Annotated in this window: 24 protein-coding genes; 11 read left to right on the top strand and 13 right to left on the bottom strand. The window is 68.6% G+C overall.

The window, feature by feature from the left end; genetic code table 11:
• The first annotated feature begins 110 nt into the window (after nucleotides 1-110).
• The 4 genes from galT (at nucleotide 111) to NF556_RS07145 (ending at nucleotide 4537) form a co-directional block, all read left to right on the top strand.
• Entirely contained in the window at nucleotides 111-1181 is a 1071-nt protein-coding gene (galT, locus tag NF556_RS07160; RefSeq protein ID WP_306271136.1) for a galactose-1-phosphate uridylyltransferase, read from the top strand.
• A complete protein-coding gene (gene galK, locus NF556_RS07155) occupies nucleotides 1174-2277 on the top strand; it encodes a galactokinase (RefSeq protein ID WP_252594889.1) in 1104 nt (367 codons plus the stop codon). Before galT ends, galK begins: the two co-directional genes overlap by 8 nt.
• Before the next feature lie 139 nt (nucleotides 2278-2416).
• Entirely contained in the window at nucleotides 2417-3418 is a 1002-nt protein-coding gene (locus NF556_RS07150) for a helix-turn-helix transcriptional regulator (protein WP_252594887.1), read from the top strand.
• Nucleotides 3419-3439: 21 nt separating this feature from the next.
• Nucleotides 3440-4537, top strand: coding sequence for an MBL fold metallo-hydrolase (locus NF556_RS07145; RefSeq protein ID WP_252594885.1), 1098 nt, complete (start codon nucleotides 3440-3442; stop codon nucleotides 4535-4537).
• A gap of 44 nt (nucleotides 4538-4581) precedes the next feature.
• Here NF556_RS07145 and NF556_RS07140 read toward each other — a convergent pair whose 3' ends face one another.
• The 3 genes from NF556_RS07140 to NF556_RS07130 all read right to left on the bottom strand — a co-directional run bounded on the left by NF556_RS07140 (nucleotide 4582) and on the right by NF556_RS07130 (nucleotide 6274).
• Nucleotides 4582-4983 carry a PIN domain-containing protein gene (locus tag NF556_RS07140; protein ID WP_252594883.1) on the bottom strand — a complete coding sequence of 134 codons (402 nt, stop codon included), beginning with the start codon at nucleotides 4981-4983 and terminating at the stop codon, nucleotides 4582-4584.
• 4 nt (nucleotides 4984-4987) lie between these two features.
• Complete coding sequence (locus tag NF556_RS07135; protein ID WP_252594881.1) at nucleotides 4988-5215, bottom strand: CopG family transcriptional regulator; 228 nt, start codon at nucleotides 5213-5215, stop codon at nucleotides 4988-4990.
• A gap of 78 nt (nucleotides 5216-5293) precedes the next feature.
• Nucleotides 5294-6274 (bottom strand): helix-turn-helix transcriptional regulator, encoded by a 981-nt coding sequence (locus tag NF556_RS07130; RefSeq protein ID WP_252594879.1) that lies wholly within the window; start codon nucleotides 6272-6274, stop codon nucleotides 5294-5296.
• Between the two features lie 121 nt (nucleotides 6275-6395).
• On the opposite strand from NF556_RS07130, the gene NF556_RS07125 reads away from it, so the two are divergent.
• Complete coding sequence (locus NF556_RS07125; protein WP_252594878.1) at nucleotides 6396-6791, top strand: RidA family protein; 396 nt, start codon at nucleotides 6396-6398, stop codon at nucleotides 6789-6791.
• Between the two features lie 36 nt (nucleotides 6792-6827).
• Here NF556_RS07125 and NF556_RS07120 read toward each other — a convergent pair whose 3' ends face one another.
• From NF556_RS07120 to NF556_RS07100, 5 genes are all read right to left on the bottom strand, one after another.
• A complete protein-coding gene (locus tag NF556_RS07120; RefSeq protein ID WP_252594876.1) occupies nucleotides 6828-7544 on the bottom strand; it encodes an NAD(P)H-dependent oxidoreductase in 717 nt (238 codons plus the stop codon).
• Between the two features lie 97 nt (nucleotides 7545-7641).
• Nucleotides 7642-8211 (bottom strand): GNAT family N-acetyltransferase, encoded by a 570-nt coding sequence (locus tag NF556_RS07115; protein ID WP_252594874.1) that lies wholly within the window; start codon nucleotides 8209-8211, stop codon nucleotides 7642-7644.
• Nucleotides 8212-8214: 3 nt separating this feature from the next.
• Nucleotides 8215-8703: an SRPBCC family protein gene (locus tag NF556_RS07110; RefSeq protein ID WP_252594872.1), complete on the bottom strand. Its 489-nt coding sequence runs from the start codon at nucleotides 8701-8703 to the stop codon at nucleotides 8215-8217.
• 65 nt (nucleotides 8704-8768) lie between these two features.
• Nucleotides 8769-10157, bottom strand: coding sequence for an MFS transporter (locus NF556_RS07105; protein ID WP_252594870.1), 1389 nt, complete (start codon nucleotides 10155-10157; stop codon nucleotides 8769-8771).
• A gap of 26 nt (nucleotides 10158-10183) precedes the next feature.
• The gene (locus tag NF556_RS07100; protein ID WP_252594868.1) at nucleotides 10184-10795 is read right to left on the bottom strand and encodes an NADPH-dependent FMN reductase; all 612 of its coding nucleotides are present in this window, start codon (nucleotides 10793-10795) and stop codon (nucleotides 10184-10186) included.
• An 82-nt stretch (nucleotides 10796-10877) separates the two neighbouring features.
• On the opposite strand from NF556_RS07100, the gene NF556_RS07095 reads away from it, so the two are divergent.
• Nucleotides 10878-11540: a TetR/AcrR family transcriptional regulator gene (locus NF556_RS07095; RefSeq protein ID WP_252594866.1), complete on the top strand. Its 663-nt coding sequence runs from the start codon at nucleotides 10878-10880 to the stop codon at nucleotides 11538-11540.
• A 9-nt stretch (nucleotides 11541-11549) separates the two neighbouring features.
• On the opposite strand, the gene NF556_RS07090 is transcribed toward NF556_RS07095, so the two are convergent.
• The gene (locus NF556_RS07090; RefSeq protein WP_252594864.1) at nucleotides 11550-12830 is read right to left on the bottom strand and encodes a DUF445 domain-containing protein; all 1281 of its coding nucleotides are present in this window, start codon (nucleotides 12828-12830) and stop codon (nucleotides 11550-11552) included.
• Between the two features lie 255 nt (nucleotides 12831-13085).
• Between NF556_RS07090 and NF556_RS07085 the strand changes: the two genes are divergently transcribed.
• Nucleotides 13086-13601 carry a hypothetical protein gene (locus NF556_RS07085; protein WP_252594862.1) on the top strand — a complete coding sequence of 172 codons (516 nt, stop codon included), beginning with the start codon at nucleotides 13086-13088 and terminating at the stop codon, nucleotides 13599-13601.
• Here the strand turns inward: NF556_RS07085 and NF556_RS07080 are convergent.
• Both NF556_RS07080 and NF556_RS07075 read right to left on the bottom strand, forming a co-directional pair.
• Entirely contained in the window at nucleotides 13594-14199 is a 606-nt protein-coding gene (locus NF556_RS07080) for an ATP-binding protein (RefSeq protein WP_252594861.1), read from the bottom strand. The two genes, NF556_RS07085 and NF556_RS07080, sit on opposite strands and share 8 nt — an antisense overlap.
• Nucleotides 14196-17516 carry a TM0106 family RecB-like putative nuclease gene (locus tag NF556_RS07075; RefSeq protein WP_252594859.1) on the bottom strand — a complete coding sequence of 1107 codons (3321 nt, stop codon included), beginning with the start codon at nucleotides 17514-17516 and terminating at the stop codon, nucleotides 14196-14198. The genes NF556_RS07080 and NF556_RS07075 overlap by 4 nt, the downstream gene beginning before the upstream one ends.
• Nucleotides 17517-17697: 181 nt before the next feature.
• On the opposite strand from NF556_RS07075, the gene NF556_RS07070 reads away from it, so the two are divergent.
• From NF556_RS07070 to NF556_RS07055, 4 genes are all read left to right on the top strand, one after another.
• The gene (locus tag NF556_RS07070; RefSeq protein WP_252594858.1) at nucleotides 17698-18546 is read left to right on the top strand and encodes a nitrilase-related carbon-nitrogen hydrolase; all 849 of its coding nucleotides are present in this window, start codon (nucleotides 17698-17700) and stop codon (nucleotides 18544-18546) included.
• Nucleotides 18547-18556: 10 nt separating this feature from the next.
• Complete coding sequence (gene hydA / locus NF556_RS07065; protein ID WP_252594856.1) at nucleotides 18557-19978, top strand: dihydropyrimidinase; 1422 nt, start codon at nucleotides 18557-18559, stop codon at nucleotides 19976-19978.
• A gap of 9 nt (nucleotides 19979-19987) precedes the next feature.
• Entirely contained in the window at nucleotides 19988-21004 is a 1017-nt protein-coding gene (locus tag NF556_RS07060; protein ID WP_252594854.1) for a TIGR03842 family LLM class F420-dependent oxidoreductase, read from the top strand.
• 204 nt (nucleotides 21005-21208) lie between these two features.
• A complete protein-coding gene (locus tag NF556_RS07055; protein ID WP_252594852.1) occupies nucleotides 21209-21739 on the top strand; it encodes a hypothetical protein in 531 nt (176 codons plus the stop codon).
• A gap of 60 nt (nucleotides 21740-21799) precedes the next feature.
• Here NF556_RS07055 and NF556_RS07050 read toward each other — a convergent pair whose 3' ends face one another.
• The gene (locus NF556_RS07050) at nucleotides 21800-21952 is read right to left on the bottom strand and encodes a hypothetical protein (RefSeq protein WP_252594850.1); all 153 of its coding nucleotides are present in this window, start codon (nucleotides 21950-21952) and stop codon (nucleotides 21800-21802) included.
• Between the two features lie 477 nt (nucleotides 21953-22429).
• The gene (locus NF556_RS07045; RefSeq protein WP_252594849.1) at nucleotides 22430-23614 is read right to left on the bottom strand and encodes a zinc-binding dehydrogenase; all 1185 of its coding nucleotides are present in this window, start codon (nucleotides 23612-23614) and stop codon (nucleotides 22430-22432) included.
• Nucleotides 23615-23658 lie beyond the last annotated feature (44 nt).

Raw genomic sequence — 23658 nt, 5'->3', positions numbered from 1 at the left:
TCACCCCTCGAGCCCGCCGTGACGCACCGGTCGAACACGCCGTTGTGCGAACTCACCGGGCCGCAGGCGTTGTGTGTTCGTTTGTGTTCGTTTATGGTGACGTGGTGAAGATGACACGGACCTCTCTCGCCGACCAGCGGGAACTGATCTATTTCGACCATGACGGGTCCCCTGCCCGGGCCATGGTCGATCCTCGGAGTTTGCCCACGGTCAGTTCGTCGTCACAGCTGAGGTGGGACCCGCTCCTGGAGGAGTGGGTGATGATGGCCTCGCACCGCCAGTCCCGCACCTTCCTCCCCCCGGCCAACGAGTGCCCCCTGTGTCCGTCGCGCGAGGGGCACCAGTCGGAGGTTCCGGCCGACGACTACGACGTGGTCGTCTTCGAGAACCGCTTCCCCAGTCTGTCGACGCACGCCGATGCCGGCCCGCTGGAGTCGGACAATCCGCTCATCCCGATCCGGCCAGGGTTCGGTCGCTGCGAGGTCGTGTGCTTCTCCAGCAACCACGACGCCAGCTTCGCCGACCTGACCGTGCAGGATGCTGACCTGGTGATCGAGGCCTGGGCCCAGCGCACCACCGAGCTCTCCCAGCTGGAGGGTGTCGAGCAGGTCTTCTGCTTCGAGAGCCGAGGACGCGAGATCGGTGTGACGCTGTCGCACCCGCACGGTCAGATCTATGCCTATCCGTTCCTGACGCCCCGCACAGAGCGCATGCGCGCGGCCGTCCGGCGCCACCGGGAGCGCACCGGCGAGGACCTGCACGCCACCTTGCTGAAAGCCGAGCTGGAGGCTCAGGTGCGGGTGATCTCCGAGACGCCGCACTGGGTTGCCTTCGTGCCCGGAGCCGCCCGGTGGCCGGTGGAGGTCCACGTCTATCCGCGCCGGCGGGTCCGGACGCTCGCTGAGTTGGATGCCGCCGAGCGCGCGGATCTCGCGGGCGTCTACCTGGACCTGCTGCGCCGCTTCGACCACCTCTATGACGCCCCCCTGCCCTACATCGCGGCCTGGCACCAAGGTGGCGTCAAGGATCCCGAGGAGCTGGACTATCTGCACCTTCAGCTCTTCTCGATCCGCCGCACGGCCGACAAGCTGAAATACCTGGCTGGCTCCGAGTCCGGCATGGGGGCGTTCGTCACCGATGCGCTGCCCGAGGCCATCGCCCAGCGGTTGCGCGATGCGTAGGGAGGGTCTGCCCGAGCGGGTCTGGTCCGCCCCCGGCCGGGTCAATCTGATCGGTGACCACACGGACTACAACGACGGTTTCGCCCTGCCCTTCGCGCTCCCGCTGCGCACCGTGGTGCGGGCTCGCCCATGCACGGACGGCGTCATCCACGCCCGGTCGGCGGGGCATGAGGACGTGACCTTCGCTCCGCCCGGCCAGCCCGGTGACGTGGCCGGGTGGGGCTCCTATGTGGCCGGGGTGGCCTGGGCCCTGCAGCAGAGCGGGTTGGACACCCCGGGTGCTGACCTGACGATCAGCAGCGCCGTCCCCGTCGGTGCGGGGCTGTCCTCCTCCCACTCGCTGGAGTGTGCGGTCGCCCTCGCGCTCTGCGGGTTGGCCGGCCTGGAGCCCGACCGCACGGAGCTGGCCAGGATCATCCAGCGGGCCGAGAACGACTATGTCGGTGCCCCGACCGGATTGCTGGACCAGATGGCGGTGCTGCACTCGGTGCCGGATCACCTGTCGTTCTTTGACGCCCGGGCCCTGTCGGTCGAGCCGGTTCCAGCGGGGTTGGCCGACCAGGGGTTGGTTCTCCTCGTCATCGACACCAATGCGCCGCACCAGCACGTCGACGGTGCGTATGCCGAGCGTCGCCAGGCCTGTGAGGAGGCTGCTCGACGGCTCGGGGTGGTGGCACTGCGGGACGTGGAGGATGTCGCCGCCGCCCTGACCGAGCTCGGGGACGACGTGGTGATGCGCCGGGCGCGCTATGTGCTCGGGGAGAACGCCAGGGTCCTGCAGTCCGTCGACCTGGTCCGCGCTGGCCGGCTCGCAGAGGTCGGCCCGGTCCTGACGCAGAGTCACGAGGCCGCTCGCACCGACTTTGAGAACACGGTGCCCGAGGTCGACGTGGCAGTTCAGAGCGCCGTCTCAGCCGGTGCCCTCGGCGCCCGGATGACCGGCGGCGGGTTCGGTGGCGCCGTCATTGCCCTCGTGGAGTCGACTCGAGTCCCGCAGGTCGAGGCTGCCGTGACCCAGGCGTTCACGGAGCACGGCTTCACGGCGGCCACCTTCCTCCCGGTCACTCCGGCCAGGGGCGCCGGCACCGGAGAGTGAAGACTCCCACCCTGTGGCGTCAGGACCCTCTGGGCGGCCCGACCGGGCCAAACGGGCTGCACGCTGATCGGGTGGCACGTCATGATGGGACGATGCGTGTCCATCACTTCAGTGCCCGAGACACCTGGCAGTTCCCGTCATGAGTCTGCGGGCGACCGGACTGGGCCCCTCCGATGAGGAGCTGTATCGGCTGCTGGTCCGTGCGGTCGAGACCGACGTCAGCCACCTGGCCGAGCTGGCCGACCGCCCCCTCCCGGACACCGAGGCCGCCGTGCGCCGGCTCCGCGACCAGGGGCTCGCGACTCTCGTCGAGGAGACGCCGCCCCGGGTCGCTGCCGCTGCACCCGACGTCGCCTTCGCCCCGCTGCTGCTGCGCGGTCACCAGGAGCTGACCGAGGCCACGCTGGCGGTCACCAAGCTGGCCGAGGAACACCGGGCCAACGCGCGCCGTCGAGATGCCGACCAACTGGTCGAGGTGGTGCACGGAGCCGCTGGCATCCGGCAGGCCCTGCGCACGGTGCAGCAATCCACCCGGGAGGAGATGCTCTGGTTCTGCAAGGCCGGTCACGTCGCCATGGCCTCCGGGGAGAACGACGAGGAATACACGGGCCTGGCCCGGGGCGTGCGTTACCGCGTCATCTATGAGCAGGCGATGCTCGACGACCCCACCATGCTCGTCAATGTGGAGCGTGGGGTGCGCGCTGGGGAGGTGGCCCGAGCCGCTCCGTCGCTCCCGTTGCGGCTGGCTGTCGCCGACCGCAGTCTGGCGCTGTGCCCGCTGATCACCAACCGCGAGGGCAGCGACGAGCCCACGGCCGCCCTGGTGCGCGACTCCAACCTGCTCACCGCGCTGATCGCGCTCTTCGACGCGTACTGGTCGGACGCCTCGCCGCTGCACGTCGGTGAATCGGGCGACCAGGTCCAGGTGACGTCTCGGGCCTCGCTGCTGGGACCGGACGAGCGGGAGCTGCTCTCGTTGCTCGTCGCCGGGGTGACAGACAAGGCGATCGCCACCCGGTTGGGCGTCAGCCTGCGGACCGTGCAACGCCGGATCAGCGAGCTGATGGCACTGGCCAACACGGAGACGCGGATGCAACTGGCCTGGCAGGCCGCGCAGCGGGGCTGGCTCACCAGCGATTGAGCGGGCTGACATGATCGAGCGGTGACCTCACCGGATCAGAACGTCTCCACAGCCCGCGCCGTCTCGCCCGACTCCGGGACGCACTGGACCGAGGAGGGCGCCTGGCAGGTCGCACCCGGCATCTATCGCATCCCCCTGCCGCTCCCCCAGGACGGACTGCGCTCGGTCAACGTCTACGCGATCGAGACCGACGCAGGGCTCACGCTCATCGACGGCGGCTGGGCCATCGAGGCCTCACGACAGGTCCTGGACCGTTGCCTGGCCCAGGCGGGCTATTCGGTGCGCGACATCGCCTCCTTCCTGGTGACTCACGTGCACCGCGACCACTACACCCAGGCCGTGGTGCTCGGGCGGGAGGTCGGCTCGCACCTCAGTCTCGGGATCGGTGAGAAGACGTCCCTGGCCCAGTTGCGCAACGCCACACCCGGCGAGAGCCACCACACACCGGTGCTGGTGCGCGCCGGAGCCACCGAGATCGCCGAGCAGTGGGCCACCGCCTTCCGCAGCGAGCGGATCGACCCGTCGCTGTGGAGCGACCCGGACACCTGGCTGGAGGGTGACCACCAGATCACGGTGGGGGCGCGCGACCTGGACGCGGTGTCCACGCCCGGTCACACCCAGGGCCACTATGTCTTCGCCGACCAGTCCGCTGGTCTGCTGTTCGCGGGTGACCACGTGCTGCCCACCATCACGCCCTCCATCGGGTTCGAGGGAGCCAACCCCGTCCAGCCGCTCGGCGACTTCATGGCGTCCCTGACCAAGGTCCGCGGCCTGCCCGACCTGCGGGTGCTGCCCGCGCACGGCCCCGTCGGGATGTCCTCGCACGAGCGGGTCGACCAGCTGCTCGACCACCACGAGCTCCGACTCACCCAGTGCCTGGCGGCCTTCGACACCGGCCGCGAACTCACGGCCCACGATGTGGCGCTGACCCTGCACTGGACACGCCACGAGCGTGCCTTCGAGACGCTCGACCTGTTCAACTCCGCGCTGGCCACGATGGAGACCCGGGTGCACCTGCTGCTGCTCGTGGCCCGGGGCAAGCTCACGTCGACCACGGTCGACGGTCGCGACGTCTACCGTCTGGCCGACACCACCTCCGACCACGATCCTCAGAACTGAGGCAGTGGCTGCCCTCGGACATGGCCGCCCGACGCACGATCGAGTCAGATGGGTTCCACGAGGACGTCATGGTCCTGCACCAGAAGGGTCAGGTCGGCGGGGTCCGCGGTGAGGACGACGGAGGGTGCGTGGTCGATCGCGGCAGCGGCCACGATCGCATCGACCGTGAGGTCGCGTGCTTTGCGGCGGGTGCTGGTGCCCCCGCTGCGCAGGGCACCGGCCCGCGCCGCGCTGGTCTCCTCCAGCGTGGCCACCAGCACGCGATTGACCACGTGCCACACCGCGGCGTCCCTGGCGCTGCCGGTCATGACTTCCACGAGCACGATGCTGGGCAGGACCACTCGCGCGTCGAGCACCCTGGCGGCTGCTAACCGCTCGGCCATGCCCTTGCGACGCTCGGCCACGGCGGAGACGGCCTCAGAGTCCAGGACCAGCGTCCTGGCCACTTCTCTACTGCCACCTTCGCACGTACGCGGCCACTGCAGCCTCATCCAGCGGCCCGTGCACGTCAACCAGCTCCCCGATCAACTCGTCGAGGTTGTCCCGCTCCAGTTGCCTGCGCAGCGCTTCGGTGGCATAGGCCGACACCTGTCCCCGAGGCACACGACGCCGCACACCCTCCAGCACCTCAGCCTCGATCGTCCAACTGACCTTCTCACGCGTCGGCCCGGCACTCATGTCACCGATCATACTACTTGCAGTAGGATACTGCGCCGTCGCGGGCGAGGGTGACCAGGTGGGGTGCAGCGCGGGATCTCAAGGGCCCGTGAGCGGCTCCTCATAACGTGCCGCCACGGTGGCGGCACGGTTGCGCAAGGCGACCCGCAGGGAGTCTGGCGCAAGAGCCTCGACGTCGGTGCCTAGCTGCCAGAGGGCCCACACCGCGTGACGGAGATCCTCAAACGTGACCTCCAGGCGCAGCCACGCATCGGGCTCGGGCTCCTCCGCACGCACAGCACGCACGGCATTCAGCAGCTCTTCGCGTCGGGTCGGCTTGATCCGCACCAGCACGGTCAGGTGGTCCTCCGCCAAGAATCGTGCCGTCCGCTCCCGCCAGATCCGATCGAGGTCCACCCGATCCGGTCGCTGCGCCGGCTCGGCGAGCTCCGTGGCGGTCACCATGCGGGAGAGTCGGTAGGTGCGGTCTTCGCCCTCTCTGATCGCCAGCAGGTAGGTGCGGCCACGCACGGTCACCAGACCGATCGGATCCACCGTCCGCTGCTGCGGTGGCTTGTCGAGGGCGGCATAGTCGAAGCGCACCTTGTGACCGGAGAGGACAGCGCTGCGCACTTCACTCATCACGGCCGCTGCGACGCCCTCGGTGACCGTGCGACGCGAGAGCAGGTCGGTCTCTGGCTCGATGAGGAGTCGTTGCGCCGCGTCACTCACGCTGGCCTGGTGGCCTGCCGGCAGCGCGTCAACCACCTTGCGCATCGCCGAGCCCAGGGCAGCACTCAGACCAAAGATTCGCTCGCCGCGCTCCGACCCAACGGTCAGCAGCGCGAGCGCCTCCTCATGGTTCAGGCCGGTGAGCTCGGACCGGAAGCCGGGCAAGAGTGCGAAGCCACCGTGTCTCCCACGCTCGGCATAGACCGGGACTCCAGCCGTGGACAACGCCTCGATGTCACGCAGCACGGTGCGCGTGGAGACCTCCAGCTCCCGGGCCAGGGCTTCTGACGTCAGGCGACCGCGCTGGCGCAGGAGCAGCACCAGCGCAACGAGTCGATCAGCACGCACACGAGAAACCTATCGAAAACCTGACACAGGGTGTCGTGATTTGTTGGCAGGCTCGCATCGCGGGGTCAGACGTCGGCCGACTCGGCCCGGCACGCCTCGCAACGATCTGGATGGAGTCCCGATGCAACGAACTGCAGTCAATCCCGTCACGTGGTCCCTGGAGATGGGGTTCAACCAGGGCGAGGTGGTGTCCGGACAGACTCGGACCCTCTACATCTCTGGGCAGACGGCCATGACGAGTGACGGCGAGCCTGCACATACCGGTGACCTGGCCGGACAGTTGCGGCTCGCCGTCGACAACCTCGAAACTGTTCTTCATGAGGCGGGCATGACCCTCGCGCACCTCATCCGGCTCAACGTCTACACCACCGACGTCGACGCATTGTTCCCGCACTATGGCGTCCTGGCGGCCCGCCTCGGCGCCGCTGGGGTGGCCCCCACCACGACCATGCTCGGCGTGAAGCGGCTCGCGGTCCCCGGGCAGCTGGTCGAGCTGGACGGGACTGCGGTCGCCTGACGCGACGCCGCCGCGCGGGGAGACCAGGCTCCGGAGCTAGGCGCCTGCCCCAGGTGGGCTCTGCTGGTGAGCGCGGAGCTCGGTCTCCCCCGCCGCGACGTGCGGCAGCAGCCGGATCCCGTGGTCGTAGTGCTCCTCGGTCAGGGGTCGGTAGGGGATGCGCGGCTCACTCATCACCCCGCGAAGTCGAGCGGCCAGGTCGCCCTCGAGCCGCTGCATACGCTCCTCATCGACGTCCCTGGCGAGGGAGACCAGGTGAGGGGGCAGCGCATCCATGCCGGTGTACCAGAACGTCCCGTGGAGCAGGTGCCAGAGCACCTCCTCGATCGTGCCGCTGATGCCGCGGGGCTCGAGTGACCCGGGGCGGTCGCCCGCGGTGACGACCGCGAGCGCGCGCTTCCCGGCGAGTCCGCCATCGCCATACTTGCGGGCACGGCCGGTCGCCGGATCGATGACGTCATAGGCGAAGCCAGCCTCGAAGACGCGGTCCACCCAGCCCTTGAGGATGGCCGGCATGCTGTACCACCAGAGCGGGAACTGCAGCACCAGCAGATCGGCGGCACGCAGCTTGTCCTGCTCGCGGCGCACATCCACGCCGCCCTCGGTGACCAGGAGCGGATCGAAACCGTCGCGATAGAGGTCGGACTCGACGACGTCCCAGCCGTCATCTCGCAGCGCGGACACCCCGACATCGCGGAGTCGGCCGTTCAGAGAGTTGGCCTCGGGGTGTCCGAGAACCCACAGCGCTCGCATGGTCCTTCCCTCCGTCGCCGGTGTGCGGCCGGAGGCCGGACTCGTGGAGGGCACAACACCGAGCGGACGGCGTTCGTTCCACGGCACACCTTCACCCTCATCCCCCCGTATGCCGTGGGTCGCCCCTGTTGCTGAAGGCGAGATCGGGACCGTCCTGCCCGTTCTCGTCGAGTGCCGGGTCTGGCCGCAGCCCGGCCTTGAGAGCAACCCTGCGGGAGGCCTCGTTGTCCGGTCGCACCCTCGCGAGGATCGTCGCCTTGGGCTGTGCTGTGCCCGCCCACGAAACGACTGCCTGCGCCGCCTCGGTCGCATAACCCCGACCCCACACAGCCGGGATGAGCCGATAGATCAGATTGAGGACCGGTTGGCCCTGCGCATGCATGCTCTTCAGCCCGCAATACCCCACGACGGTGGCGCTGCCGACCTCGCGCACACACCAATAGCCAAAGCCGCGATCGTCCCAGTGCTGGACCCAACGCCCCACGAGCTCCTCGGCCTCCAGCAGGTCAGCGACCAGGTCGGACGGGTTGTGCTCGACCGTGCGTGGGTCACCAGCGATCGCCAGGATCGCTGCGGTGTCGCTCAGAGCTGGGACACCCAGCCGCAGCCGGGCCGTGGACAACGTCGGACGCTGGTTCGCGTCGAGCACCAGGCGCGCAGCCGGCATGAGTCAGCGCTCCCGTGCGGACCGAGGCTGCTCACAAGCGTCCTTGATCCCCTGCAGTGTCTGCTGCATCCCTGCCCGCATGGTCGAGGTGAAGGCCTGTTCGCCACCCATATATCGCTCCGTCAGTCCGTGGGCGAAGTCGGAGATGCCCTCTGGCGCGTCGCGACGCTGGACCAGCCGTGTCTGCCCGTCCCCGAGGTCCCACAGGGTGAAGGACCACAGGAGCCAGTTCTCCTCGAGGCGGAAGGCCAGCCCGCGGCCGGGATCACACTGCACGATCTCGCCGTGCGTGGTCCACTCCAACTGTCCGTGCTCGTTCTGGTTCCTGAAGCGCACACCGACGGCAACCTGATCTGCACCGTCGAGCAAGGTGGTCTGCCGGACCTGCGGACTCCACGCCGACAGTCGCCGCGGATCGCCGACCGCTTCCCAGACGGTCGCCACCGGTGCCTGAATGACGATGTCTACCTCAAGTGGCACAAGAGCGGGCATGGCACGATCTCCGATCTGGTCACGACGGTCTGCACTCTCCTGGCACAGGCTGGCAACGGCTCACGTTACTGCCCACCCGGGTCAGCAAGCCGTCCTGGAGTCTGTCGCCGAGCGGGACTGCCCGACAGGGAGCGAGCTCGCTCGCGTGCAGGACCGGCCACGCCGCCCGCGGGTCTGAAGACTGCCGACAGCCGCCCATACGCTTGCGTTCGGAACGCTAGGACTGCGGCGAGGGTCAGCACCAGGCCGCTGACAACGAGGACCAGGGCGATGCCACGCATCTGCCCAGTGCCCAACCATGGTTCGAGGGCCGCCTGACCGGCCGCCGAGCGGCTCCACGGGAGAATGCCGAGTTCTACGACCGGGCCGATGAGGAAGGCGCTGACCGGAGCCGCGCCCGCCTCGACTGCTTGGGCGAGCCCGAACACTCGTCCATGCTGCCTCAGGGGAACCACCCTCTGGATCACTGTCTGCTCGCCCGCTTCGACAGCAGGAGTGAAAGCCATGTAGAGCCAGATGCCAGCGACGTAGAGCCAGGCGACCTCACGCACGGTGAAGACGGCCGCGACCAGGCCCATGGCGACCAGCAGCCACAGCATGGTCCGCAACGGGTTGGCGCCGAGGCCGTACCGGGCGATCAGCGCACCGCCCACGATGAACCCGGTCGCGCACAGCCCGAAGACCAGACCCCAGGCCTGCACCGAGAAGAGTTCCAACCCGTAGGGGTCCATCAAGGACATGTACACCCCACCGAGGAGGTTGTTGAAGGCTGCGAAGGCGATCAGCGCTGCGAGGCCCGGCACAACCCGGATGGCCGTGATGCTGCCGGACAGGTCGATCCGGCCCCGGTCTGGATCGCGCACGATCCGCGGCTCGTCGATCGACAGTTGGAGCAGGTGGGCGGCAGACAGCGTCAAGCCGCAGATCGCGATCACAATCGTCCACCCCATCCCCAGGAAGCCGACGGCCAGCCCCGAGAACACGCTGGTGACCAGGAGGCTGACACCCTGCACCGTGCCGACGAGGCCGTTGGCCCTGGCCCGGTCCTCCGTGGCGACGAGGAGGGTGACTGTGGTGGACAACGCGATGTTCCGGGCATTCTCGACGACACCTCCGAAAAGGATGACCCCGGTGAACAGCCAGAACCACGGCCCTGTCATGTCAAGAATCTCGGCGGGACCGACCGTGGCATAGATCAGACCACCGACGATGAAGGCCACCAGCGTGGTCAGCGTCGCGGTCACCATCACGGCTCGCTTGCGCGTGCGGTCCACGTAGGTGCCGAAAGGGATCCCGGTCGCCGCCACCAGCAGCATGAAGGCACCACCGATCAGCGCCGTCGCCAGGACCGACCGCGTGCCGAGATAGACCCAGAAGGTCACCGCGAACCACAGGAAACTCGTCGTGACGTTGGCGACGAGCGTGTTCACCAGAATCGCCCTGAACTGCCTCATCGATCCTCCTTCCCTCGCGCCAACTGTCAGCGCTGGCCGACCAGGGCGGGCCGGAGCGAGGACAGCGCACGGCTCCAGGCGGTGACCTCGTCGAGCAGTGCCGCGAGGTCGGCGGCGTGGTGGCTGGCTGGCGTGAAGACACCCGACGTGGTCGGATCCGTCAGGTCCAGGTCCGTGTAGTCGAAGTCGGTGTAGACACTGAGCACCACCTGAGAGCGCACGTCAGCAAGCTTGACCTCGGCAGCGACCTGGCGGAGCTGTTCGACCGCTCGGACGCCGCCGTTGACTCCGTAGCTCACGAAGCCCACGGCCTTGTCGTTCCACTCGAAGAACACATAGTCGATGGCGTTCTTCAGCCCCCCGGGGATCCCGTGGTTGTACTCAGGCGTGACGAACACATAGCCGTCGAAGGCACCGACCGTTTCGGCCCAGCGTCGGGTGTGCTCGTGCTCAACAATCCCCGACATGGCCGGCACCGGCTCATCCAGGACCGGGAGGCCATAGGCGGCGAGATCCACCAGCTCCAAGCTCACCCCGTCGGGTGCCAGCTCGCGGCCTGTCTCGAGCACCCAGGCCGCCACGGCCTGGCTGCTGCGGTGGGGGCGAGTGCTGCCGCTGATGATGGCGATGCGAGTCATGTCGAAGTCCTATCTCGTTGGTAAAGTAATATTGCTACTTTACATGCTAGTCTGCAGAGTGCAACGAGAATTAAGGAGTCGCATGACGACCGACCCACCGTCCGCCGAGGCAGCCCAGGTGAGATCGACTGGGCGACTACGCCCAGACAAGCACCGCGCGATCCTGGCGGGTGGGCGAGAAGTTTTCGCCCACTCCGGTTTCACGCGATCCAGCATCGACATGATCGCCACCGCGGCTGGAGTGTCGACCCGGACGATCTACAAGCACTTCCCGGACAAGGCGGCCCTATTTGCCGCCGTCATCGCCGACTCAGCCGCTCGCGTGGCCGAGGGCGAGACCACACTCATCGCAGAACACCTCTCCGACGTCGCGGCAGTGCAGGAGGTGGAGCCGGCCCTGCTCAACCTTGCGACGGCGTGGCTTGAGTCGACGGCACCGACCGGCGACCACCGGGCGCTGATGGCACAGGTCCATGGCGAGGCCGCACAACTGGACCCGACTGTCGTCACGGGCTGGTGGCACGCTGGCCCCGGCCGGGTGCTGGACGAACTGGCCGCCACCCTTCAGCGCTGGGACGACGCTCGTCTGCTGAGCGTTCCGGCCCCAGCCATCGCTGCCATCCACTACTCCGAGCTCGTGTCGGCCACACCTGGCCCGCCCGGCACCAGCCTGTCGGTGGAAGACCGAGCGACCTGGGTGAGCGCCGGCGTCACAGCCTTCGTTCGTGCTTATCGCGTCAGCTAACGGGTCGGTTCACAGCAGCTGCGAGACCGTGTGGATCAGCAGCCCGACCAGTCCGCCGACGACGGTGCCGTTGATGCGGATGAACTGCAGGTCGCGACCGACGTGCAACTCGATGCGGTCGGCAGCGTCCCGGCCGTCCCAGCGCTCGATGGTGTGGCTGATGACCGTGGTCAGCTCTGAGCCATAGCGCGAGATCAGGACCGCCGCAGCGTCCGCACCCCAGGCGTCCAGCCGGGCGCGCAGCGTGGAGTCGGTGACCATCCGCTCCCCCAACTCCTCGAGCTCGTGCGCAAGGCGGGTGCGGATCTGGCCCTGTGGGTCGCCCAGCTGCTCGAGCAGCACGATCTTGACGGCATCCCAGACCGAGACCAGGCTCGGGGCGACCTGCGGGTGGTCGAGCAGCCGCTCCTTGAGCCGCTCGGCGCTGGCCATCGTGTCCGCGTCGTGCTGCATGTCGCGGGCCAGGTCGGCCAGGTAGGAGTCGAGCGCCTGCCGGATCGAGTGGTGCGGGGAGCTGGCGACCTCGTGGGCCCAGGTGACGAGCTCGGTGTAGATCCGGCCCACGACCATGTCGTCCACCCAGTTGGGCGACCACCACGGGGCACGGGCGCCGATGATGCCCCGGACGTCGTCGGGGTGGGCGGCCAGCCAGGAGTGCAACTCACGGAAACCGATGTCGACCAGCCCGTGGTGGGCCCGGTCCGCGACCACCTGCTCGAGCAGGTTGCCGGCCAACGGGCTGAGCGGCTCGGAGCGGACCCGGGGCAGCAGCGTCTCCTCGAAGAACTGCTGCAGGCCCGTGCCACCGACCCGCTCCAGGGCCTGAGCAGCCAGCGGCGCCGCCTCCTGGATCACCCGCTCGGCGTTGACGGGGTCGCGGACCCACTCCCCCAGGCGCCTAGTCACCTCGGCATCCAGATAGCGCTCGCGGATGGTCTGCTCGGTCAGGAAGTTCTCGGCGACGAACTCCTCGAGGCTGCGTGCGAGCATGTCCTTGCGCCTCGGGATGATGGCGGTGTGGGGCACCGGGATCCCGAGCGGGTGGCGGAACAGCGCGGTCACCGCAAACCAGTCGGCAACGGCACCCACCATCGCCGCCTCGGAGGCAGCATTGACATAGCCCCAGGCGCCGCCGCGGTCATGAGTGAGCACGAAGACGATCGCGGCCAGCACCAGCAATCCGGTCGCCATGAGTCGCATCCGGCGCAGGTTGGCCCGTCGGGCGGCATCCGCCTGGCTGAACGACGACGGTCCCGCAGGCAGGGTGGCGGCGTCAGCTGTCACGGACATCCCCATCACCCGTGTCCGGGGCAACTCTCGTGCCTGTCGTCATCACTGTCCTCCCACAGGAGCCGGCGCTCCCTGCATGTGTCCGGCATCAGAGTACGTCCGCCAGCAGCGCCACCCTGCGCCACCCGATGTCATCCTCTGGACCGATTCCAACCCACGAGCACCGGCCCTAGGCTCCTGCGACAGGAGGGCCCGGGTGTGCCACAACGGCGTTGCATGCCGGCCCTCCGGCACCGAGGGAGAGAGACATCATCAATGGGACTGTTTGACAAGATCAAGAAGGCCTTCGACACCGGCGGCATCAAGGTCGATCTGGAGGCACCGAAGAAGTTCGACTGGAGTGACCCGACGATCCCCGTGCGCGTCACCCTGACCGGGCACGAGTCGGAGGCCCGCAGCGTGCAGCAGTTGAGCTTTTCGTTGAAGGACGACGGCGACAACGAGGGCGCGCCCGGCATGCGCAACAATGACGGTCCGTCCCGTGGCGATGGTCGCCGGTTCTCCGCGACCTATGTGCATCTGCTGGCGCTCCAGCTCGCCCCGGGTGAGACGCAGACCTTCGACGTCAACATCCCGCTGGCCGCCAACGGCGGGCCGGGCCTGATCAACCGGATGTCTTTCACCAATGGCGGGGTGACGCTCCACTTCGGCGACCAGTGGTATGTCCTGTCCGTGAGCGCTCCCGTCGACGGCGCCAACATGGCTCGGGCCGACAAGGTCCGGCTCAGGGCCTCCGGCCGGCTCGGCGACCGTCACGCCCAGTTCAGCTGACGAGGGTCACCTCCAGCCACGGGGACGCGGCGAGGACCCTCGGGTCCAGGCGCGCGTCGGCCTCCAGGTCGGGGTCGAGCAGGAAGTGCACGGTGGTGCCGGTCTGCGCCGAGGGCGGCAGCTCCGTCAGGTCCTGCTCCGGTATGCCGTGTGCATAGTTCTGCGTCCAGGCCCCCTCGGTCCGGTGGTTGGTGTGGCGCAGCCACAGGCAGAGGGCCGAGACCGACGACATGCCCCGACGCGGGTGACCGTCGGCCAGGAGCACGGGCTCCGTGTCACCGGTGAAGCGCACATCCTGGGTGGCCATGACCGGCTTGCGGACCACCTGCCCGTGCTCGTCGCGGCGGGTGTCCGTGCCGCGACCGTCGTCAGTGACCGCCACGGAGCCGTCCGAGTGGCGCTGCACGGTGGCCCGCCCGACACGGCCCAGGTGCTCGGCCTCGTCCGAGGCATAGGCGAGCACCTCGAGCACCAGGTGCTGCAGCCCACCCGGCAGCTCCACGTCTGCTTGGGCGCGGACCCGGCGCAGGTGATCGCGGTCGACGTCTCGCGCCCAGTCGTGCGTGGTGACCGTCCACGAGTCGCGCGAGCTCGTCATCCGACCAGCCGGTCGTCCTCGACGGTCGCCTCGGCCAGGTCCACGAAGCGGCACAACGCGTTGACGAGCCGGAGCTGCTCGGGCGTGCTCACCGGTGACTCGAGCAGGGCCGGGCTGCCGACGACGACCGCGAGCGCCTTGGCCCGGGACACGGCGACGTTGACCCGGTGGCTGTCGAGCAGGAAGCCGACGCCCCGTGGGGCGTCGTGGGCGCTGGAGCTGGCCATCGAGAAGATCACGACCGGTGCCTGCCGTCCCTGGAACTTGTCGACGGTGCCGACCTGGATGCCGTCGGGCAGGGCCTGCTCCAACAGTTTGACCTGCGCGTTGTAGGGCGAGACAACCAGGATGTCGTGCAGGCCGATCCGGTGGGCGCTCCCCTTGTCGTCGGTCCAGTGTCCCCTGAGCAGGTCCGCGACCAGCGCCGCCACGGCCGCGCCCTCCTCCGGAGAGTCGTTGACGTTGCCCTCGTGGGTGACCGGCACCCAGCGCAGCCCCGAGCCGGTCAGCTCACCGGGCGCGTCGACCCGTTGCCGCTCCAGGCCGGGGACGGACTCCAGCCGTGAGGCATAGGACAGGTCGGACACGAATCGGGTGATGTCCGGGTGCATCCGATAGGTGCGGTCCAGGAAGATCCCACGATCGGCCGCGATGGTGTCGGCGCCGTCGATGAGGTGCTCCAGTGCCGAGATGCCCGCGCCGTGCGGGTGCGTGCCCTGGGTGACCTGCGGCAGCTGCTGCGGGTCACCCAACAGCACGATGCCCCGGGTCGCTGCCTGCGAGACGGCGAGAGCGTTGGCGAGAGAGAACTGCCCCGCCTCGTCCACCACGAGCACGTCCACGGAGTCGGCCATGTCCTCCCGTGCCCACAACCAGGCGGTGCCGGCGATGAGCGTGGCCCCCTCCTCGATGGCACGGACAACCGCAGGATTGTCGGGGAGCACCCGCACCTGGCCGGTCTGCTCACGCAACGCGGCAGCCTTGGTGCCGCGCCGGACAGCGGGTCGGTCAACACCCTCGACCAAGTGGCTGATCACGGCGTGGCTGTTAGCCGTGATGCCGACCCGCAGCCCGGCGTCCAGCAGGTCCCGGATCAGTGCCTTGCCCGAAAAACTCTTGCCCGAACCCGGCGGACCCTGCACAGCCAGCACCTGACGGTCCAACCGCGCACCAACACGGCGCACCACGTCGCCGGGCGTCTCATCACCGGCCGGCTCGAGCCCGACGGGCACCCGTCCCTCCAGCAGCGCCGCACCGACGGTGTCCCGGCCGGCCAGGGTGTGCTCGGCCAGGCGCTTCAGCGAGTTCTGCAGCTCCTTCATCGACAGCGCGTCCTTGCCGACGAGCCCGGTCGGGCTCACACTCCCGTTGCTCTTGGCCCGCTTGACCACCACGAAGCCGGCCTCAAGGTCGATCTCGGTCACCGTGCCGACCGTCGTGTGCTCCCGCGCATCGTCCACTCCGGTCCCCACCGTGATCGAGGTCTCCTGCGGCGGGACGTCATGACGCCACAGGATCGATCGTGCGACGGACCCGACCTCGACCGGCTCCCCCAGGCCCCCCAGGGTCAGGCCGCGGTCCTCGATCAGCTCCTCGTCGCTCATCTCCCCCGTGCGGTAGTAGTCCCACCACACCTGCTTCTGCTCCCGACGGTGGAACCCGACGACCCCGGCGAGCAGGTCGTGCCCGGCAGCCTCGAGCCGCTCGGCCAGGACTGTCTCCTCCTGCATCTCCTCGCTGTCGCTGGAGGCGGTGCGCTCCACCTCGCCCAGCCGCGCCAGGGTGACCCCGAACTGCGACTCCGCCTCCCCGCGCCGCTGCTCCAACCACTCGTGCAGCGCGTGGGTGGAGCGCACATCCTCGCGGTTATACGCCGCCAGCCGCTCCAGGATGCTCGGGTCGTTGCGGCCCTGCGCCAGCCAGCGCTCATACTCCACCACCGAGGTCAGCGCGTCCGCGACCTCATCGCCCTCGCCCGTGCGCGTGTGGTCCCAGTAGAACGCCTCGAGCTTCTTGATCGAATAGCTCGGCTTGCTGATCTGCAGGCTCTGCCGGACCACGGAATACAGGTCGACGAACCGCTCACCACGCAGCATCATGTCCAGCTCGGTCTCGGCTGTGCCGTGCTGCTGCGCCATCCTCTTCAATGCCGTCTGCTCATAGGCCGCGTAGTGATAGATGTGCATCCCCGGGAACTGCTGCCACCGCTCATCGAGCCAGGTCAGCAGTGCACGCGTCAGCTCCTTCTCCTCGGCCCGGTCGTGCGCCCACCAGGTGAGGAACTCCTCGTCACGGGTCCAGACGCCGGCCAGATATTCGCGCCCGGCACCGTCCTCGGCAAACGGGTCCCCCTCGAAGTCGAGATAGACATCGCCCGTGTCGGGCACGGGCAGCAGCTCGAGGCCCTCACCACTGCGCACGGGGAGCAGCTCGTATGCCGACTCGCCAGTCTCCCGCTCACTCACCTGGAGCCGGGCCTGGGTGCGGAGCCGGTCGCGCGTGGCAGCGGTCAGCACCCCGGTGAGGGCCTCGTCACTGGCGACCGCGAGCGCGGCCACGGTGCGGATGCCCGCGGCCTCCAGGCTCTCGCGCTGGGGCGTGCGCAACCCGGCGACCTGCACCAGGTCGTCGCGGTCGACCCACTCCTGCTCGCAGACCGACCGCCAACGACAGCGGGCACAGTGCGGCACCTTGACTGAGCGGGTTGCCGGCGCCTGCGCCACGAACTCCTCGAGCCGCTCGCGCGTGCGCCGCGCATAGGACTCGACGTCCACCAGGCGCCACGGGTGCTCCTGCCCGTCGCCAGTCACCACGACCAGCTGCTGCGGGGCCACACCCTGGATCCGCTCCAGTTGCGCGGCATAGGACGCCATCTGCAGCAGGGCCGCCGTCTGCAGGTGCCGGGCCAGCTTGGTGTCGGCGATGTCATAGGACCACGCGCCGAGCTTGCTCGGGCGCTCCACCCGCAGCAGGAAGTCGGCATACCCCACCCACTGGTCGTCCGCGAAGGCGGCCTGATAGATCACCTGCGCCCCGGCATACATCGCCTTGACCGTGGCCCCCTCGCGGTCGGTGACGGACCCGCTGTCGGGGATCTGGGTGACCTGCAGGCCGCGCTCCTGCAGCTCGTTGAGAAAGCTGCGCTCGTGCGCCATCCCCTGGTCAAAGACCATCTGCACCTGCTCGTCAAACCCCGCCCCCGGCACCTCGAGCTGACCCCGCGCCGCCCGCAGGTCGAGCGTCGTCGCGTGGGCACATGCCAGGTGCGTGGTCAGGTCCGTGGCGCTGAGCCGGGGGTGGCCGTCGATCAGGTGCATGGCCTCACCATCGCATCCAGCCCTGACACTGCCGGCGGGCCTCCCGGGGACCGCGGTCCCAAAACTGTTCCCACGGAGCGCCGTCACCGGTAAGGTGACGATCCCGCGGGAATCCCTGTGACCTAGATCTCACCGCGGCAGCAGGCATCCGCAGACGTCACCGCCGACGAACTGGAGCGACATGGGCACCGTGCGAGCAGCAATCACCCAGACCACCTGGACCGGGGATAAGGACTCGATGCTGGACAAGCACGAGCAGTTCGCCCGGGACGCGGCCGCAGACGGGGCCCAGGTGATCTGCTTCCAGGAGCTCTTCTACGGGCCCTACTTCGGCATCACGCAGGACCCGAAATACTACCGGTATGCCGAGTCGGCCGACGGTCCGATCGTGCAGCGGTTCGCGGACCTGGCCAAGGAGCTCGGCCTGGTCTCGATCCTCCCGATCTATGAGGAGGAGCAGACCGGTGTCTACTACAACACCACGGTGGTGGTCGACGCCGACGGGAGCGTGCTGGGCAAATACCGCAAGCACCACCTGCCGCACCTGGACAAGTTCTGGGAGAAGTTCTATTTCCGCCCCGGCAACCTGGGCTATCCGGTGTTCGACACCGCGGTCGGCAAGGTCGGCACATACATCTGCTACGACCGGCACTTCCCCGAGGGGTGGCGCGAGCTGGGGCTGGGCGGTGCGCACCTGGTGTTCAACCCCAACGCCACCAAGCCAGGGTTGAGCAACCGGCTGTGGGAGGTCGAGGGTCCGTGCGCGGCTGTCGCCAACGGCTATTTCGTCCTGCAGCCCAACCGGGTCGGCCGGGAGGACAACGAGTATGGCGACGACGCCGTCGACTTCTATGGCACCAGTCAGGTGATCGACCCGCGTGGCCACTTCGTCGGCGAGCGCGGCTCGGCCGACTCCGAGGAGGTGCTCATCCGGGACCTGGACATGGACCTGGTCCAGCAGATGCGCGACGACTGGCAGTTTTACCGGGACCGCCGTCCAGATTCCTACACCTCGATCGCCAAGCCGTGAGGAGCACACTGTGACCACCACACTCATCCGGGGCGGCACCGTCGTCTCCTCCACGGGCCGCACCGAGGCCGACGTGCTCGTTGACGGCGAGAAGGTTGTCGCCGTGCTCTCCCCAGGGTCCACCGTGCTCGGTCACGACCTCGCCGGCAGCGTCGACACGGTGCTCGACGCTGCCGGCAAATACGTCATCCCCGGCGGGATCGACGCCCACACCCACATGCAGATGCCGTTCGGTGGCACCGAGGCGTCCGACACCTTCGAGACCGGCACCCGGGCTGCTGCCTGGGGTGGAACCACCACGATCATCGACTTCGCGATCCAGCGCTATGGCGAGCGGGTCGAGGAGGGGCTGGCCGCCTGGCACGACAAAGCCGGCGGCAACTGCGCCGTCGACTACGGCTTCCACCAGATCATCGGCGGCGTCGACGAGTTCTCCCTCAAGGCCATGGAGACCCTGCTCGACGAGGGCATCAGCAGCTACAAGTTGTTCATGGCCTATCCCGGGGTCTTCTACAGCGACGACGCCCAGATCCTGCGGGCGATGCAGAAGGCCGCAGACCTGGGCCTGCTGACGATGATGCACGCGGAGAACGGGCCTGCGATCGACGTGCTGGCCGAGCAGCTCTACAACCAGGGCAAGACCTCTCCCTACTACCACGGCATCGCGCGGGCCTGGCAGATGGAGGAGGAGGCCACGCACCGGGCGATCATGCTGGCGGACGTCACCGAGGCGCCGCTGTATGTCGTGCACGTCAGCGCGAAGCAGGCCGTCGAGCAGCTCGCCGCCGCCCGCGGACGCGGCCGCAACGTCTTCGGCGAGACCTGCCCGCAATACCTCTACCTTTCCCTCGAGGAGCAGCTCGGGGCGCCGGGCTTCGAGGGCGCCAAGTGGGTGTGCTCCACGCCGCTTCGCTCGCGGGAGGAGGGCCATCAGGCGGCGATGTGGCAGGGACTGCGGACCAACGATCTGCAGATGGTCTCCACCGACCACTGCCCGTTCTGCATGAAGGACCAGAAGGAGCTCGGGCGCGGTGACTTCCGGGCGATCCCCAACGGCATCGGCTCGGTGGAGCACCGGATGAACCTGATGTTCCAGGGCGTGGTGACCGGCGAGATCAGCCTGGAGCGGTGGGTCGAGCTGACCTCCACCACGCCGGCGCGGATGTTCGGTCTGTATGGCACCAAGGGGCTCATCGCCCCCGGCGCCGACGCCGACATCGTGGTCTATGACCCGAAGGGGCACACGTCCATCGGGCTGGAGAAGACGCACCACATGAACATGGACTATGCCGCGTGGGAGGGCTTCGAGATCGACGGACATGTCGACACCGTGCTCTCCCGGGGTCGGGTGATCGTCAATGACGGGGACTATCACGGCTCGGCGGGGCACGGGAGCTATCTCAAGCGCGGCCTCAGTCAGTATCTGGTCTGAGGCGGGGACATGGACTTTGGAGCGGTTCTGCAGACCAACCCGCCCTCGAGCCGGGTCGTCCAGCTCGCCCAGCTGGCCGAGCACCACGGCTTCAGTCACGTGTGGACCTTCGACAGTCACCTGCTGTGGCAGGAGCCCTATGTCATCCACTCGGCGATCCTGGCGGCCACCCGCAAGCTGGTCGTGGGGCCTTTTGTCACCAACCCGCTGACCCGGGACTGGACCGTGACCGCGAGCGTCTTCGCCACCCTCAACGAGATGTATGGCAACCGCACCGTCTGCGGGATCGGGCGCGGGGACTCTGCGGTCCGGGTCCTCAACGGCACCCCGTGCACCCTGCGGACGCTGCGCGAGAGCGTCCACGTCATCCGGGAACTGGCCAACTCGCGGTCGGTGGAGCACGAGGGCGTGACGCTGCAGTTCCCCTGGTCGACCGGGTCCTCGCTCGAGGTCTGGGTCGCGGCCTACGGGCCGAAGGCGCTGGCCCTGACGGGCGAGGTGGCCGACGGCTACATCCTGCAGCTGGCCGACCTCGACATCACCCAGTGGATGATCACGGCGGTCCGCGACGCGGCCGAGGCGGCTGGTCGCGACCCGATGTCGATCAAGATCTGCGTGGCCGCCCCGGCCTACGTCGGGTCCGATCTGGACCACCAGCGCGAGCAGAGCCGCTGGTTCGGGGGCATGGTCGGCAACCACATCGCCGATCTCGTCGATCGCTATGGCACCTCAGGTGCGATCCCCCAGACGCTGACCGACTACATCGCCAACCGCACCGGGTATGACTACAACACCCACGGCCAGACGGACAACGACCACGTCGACTTCGTGCCCGACGAGATCGTCGACCGGTTCTGTCTGCTCGGCACCGCCCAGGACCACATCGACAAGCTGAAGGCGCTCAAGGACCTTGGCGTCGACCAGTTCGCGGCCTATGTGATGCACGACAGCAAGGAGGAGACGCTGCGGCAGTATGGCGAGATCATCATCCCCGCCCTGCGCGAGCACGTCGTCGCCACGTCCTGACGCAGCCACAGCCGATTCGCCGCCCACCTGCGGCCCGCGCGTGCACACCAACAGGCAACGTGAGCGATCCGCCAGGCCTGCACCTCCCTGACCAGCAGTGATGCGATCGGTCCGTGACGTCACCTGTCTGAATGCACACTTCCGCGGCTTCTCTGGGCTCGCAGCCTGGTTACCGTGGGTCTCTCACGACGAGGAGAGGGGACCGTGGTGCGACGAGAGGTGAGCGTGTGGCGGGACGGGGACACCTGGCTGGTGGCGGCCCGCTCGCCGTTTGAGTCGGGTGTCTATTTCGAGGACGGCTGGCTGCAGCAGATCGAGGGTGCCGCCCCGGACCCTGCCGTGCTCGGCGCCGCCGTCCGGGCCGGGCTGGAGCACTCGACGAGTCGTGGGCGGCTGCCCTTCTCCGTGCGCACTGCCTGGAAGGAGATGGGGCTGCCTGCCCAGGCGCTGGGCTATGGCACCCGGCACGCGCTCGAACGCGCCGGAGTGCTCCTCGTGGAGGTCACGCTGAAGCAGGAGCAACTGCGAGTCACGCCGATGCGCAACGAGGGGGCGGGTCGGGGCTATGCCGGCGACCATGCCGCACCCGCCACGGTCGTGGAGCGCTGCGGCCTGGACTCCGAGAGCGACGCTGGGCTGTTCGTGTCACCTGCCGATGCCAGCGTGATCGACAGCTCCATCGGCACGGTGGTGGCCCAGGCGATGGCGACCTCGGCCGACCTCACCGGCTCGTGAGTGCGATCAACGCCCCCATGGGGGCCTTGCATGCGCTCACCAGCGCGCAGGTGTGTGGCATCAGTCCGTGACGAGCTCCGCCAGAAACTCGGCTTCGCTCAGTGGGCCGGACGTCTTGCCGTCGACGATCTGCTCGGAGGCCTCACGTTCGCCAGCCTGCCAACCGTCAGTCCAGAACCAGGCCTGGTCAGCCGGGATCGTCCTCAGCCCCATGCATGATGTCCTGACCGTCCGGATCGAGCGAAACGCCACGCCGTCGCCCTCGCGGACGCCCCGTTGTCGACGCACCTTCGTGGGGAGTGTGATCTGCGCCCACGCACACACGCGAGCTTTCATGAGCTGCTCCAACTGTCAGACGTGCCAACATTCTGCCAGCCATCGCCGACCTCTTGTGTGCCACGCGAGGCTTGCGCGGACTCACCCCAGATGCACGATGACCGCGCCGGCCGGATCACACCGGCTCGTGAGTGCGGTCAACCCCCCCATTGGGACCTTGAGCGCACTCGCCAGACCCGGTGACGTTCTCGGCTGGTGGCGGGCTCGGCCGGAGCAGGTGTGCGGGTGCGGGCGATCGGGGCGGTGGGCGAGCCGCGTGATCGGGGTGCTCGGCGGGCTGCCTGGGTCAGGTCAGCGGGCTCCTTGTGTGTGGCGATCGAGTGGGACGGGTGGATGAGTCATCGGGTGACTCACTCACTCGTCCTGCTCGCCTACGCCCGGTGTGGGCCCGACCCTGGGCCACCACACGTCCGACTCAGCCACCCGTCTGGGCAGTAAGTCACCCATCACGACAATCGAGCGCCCCTGGATCTGACCAGCGTCGAGCAGGTCATAGGCCTGCGGCGCCTCGTCGAGAGTGAACCGTCGGGTCACCGCGCGGTGCACGTCGAAGGCTCCCTCGTCGGCCAGGCGCACGACCTCCGGCAGGTCTCGCCGGGTGCGGGCGCCGAAGGACCCGGTGATCGTCAGTCCGCGGCGCACCATGCCGGTGATCGGAATAGCCGCGGTGGCGCCACCGGCCGCGATGCCGACACAGACCAGCTGGCCTCCCTCACGCAGCAGCGAGACGCCGAGCTCCACGGTCTCCGGGCGCCCGATGACCTCCAGGACCAGCTCGGCACCGGCCCCGTCGGTGGCAGCGAGGACGGCCTCGCGCGCGTCGGACGTGGTGGAGTTGACCGTGATGGTGGCGCCCAGTCCGCGGGCCGCCTCGAGCTTGGCGTCGTCGACATCGACCGCGATGATCGGGTCCGCACCGAGGTGCTTGGCAAACTGGATGATGCTCGAGCCGACGCCCCCAACGGCCACGACAGCGACCGAGCGCCCGGCCAGGTCACCATCGGCACGGGCCAGCGCGCCATAGGCCGTGAACGCCGCACACCCGAGCACCGCAGACTCCTCCAGCGGCAGGCCGTCCGGCAGCGGGGCGAGCGCGGTCACGGGCACGACAGCAAACTCCGCGAGACCGGCCATCGAATACATCGACAGTCTCGACCCGTCGGCCCGCTTGAGCCGGGAGGTTCCGTCAAAGAGGTTGCCGCGCAACCGGTTCTGCGAGAAGAACGGCTCGCACATGTCGTCTCGGCCTGCCTCGCACTGACGGCAGGTGCCGCACGGCATGATGAACGCCCCCACGACCCGGTCACCGACAGCGAGTCCTTCGACACCGTCGCCGAGGCTCTCGATGTGACCAGAGATCTCGTGTCCCAGCACCCCCGGCGCGGGGAAGGCGACCTCGCCCTTGATCACGTGCAGGTCGGTGTGACAGACCCCGGTCGCGGCGACGCGCACCAGGGCCTCCCCAGGCCCGGGGCTCGGCGTCGGCACCTCCTCCACCCGCATCGGCGTGTCAGGTCCGTCCCAGACGACTGCTCTCATGAGCCCATCGTGGCACCCGCCCCAACGACGTGCAGGACCGGTCA

The sequence above is a fragment of the Ornithinimicrobium faecis genome (assembly GCF_023923225.1).
Taxonomy (GTDB): Bacteria; Actinomycetota; Actinomycetes; order Actinomycetales; family Dermatophilaceae; genus Ornithinicoccus; species Ornithinicoccus faecis.
The sequence above is the reverse complement of the archived record's forward strand: the minus strand, read 5'-3'. Positions and strand labels throughout refer to the sequence as shown.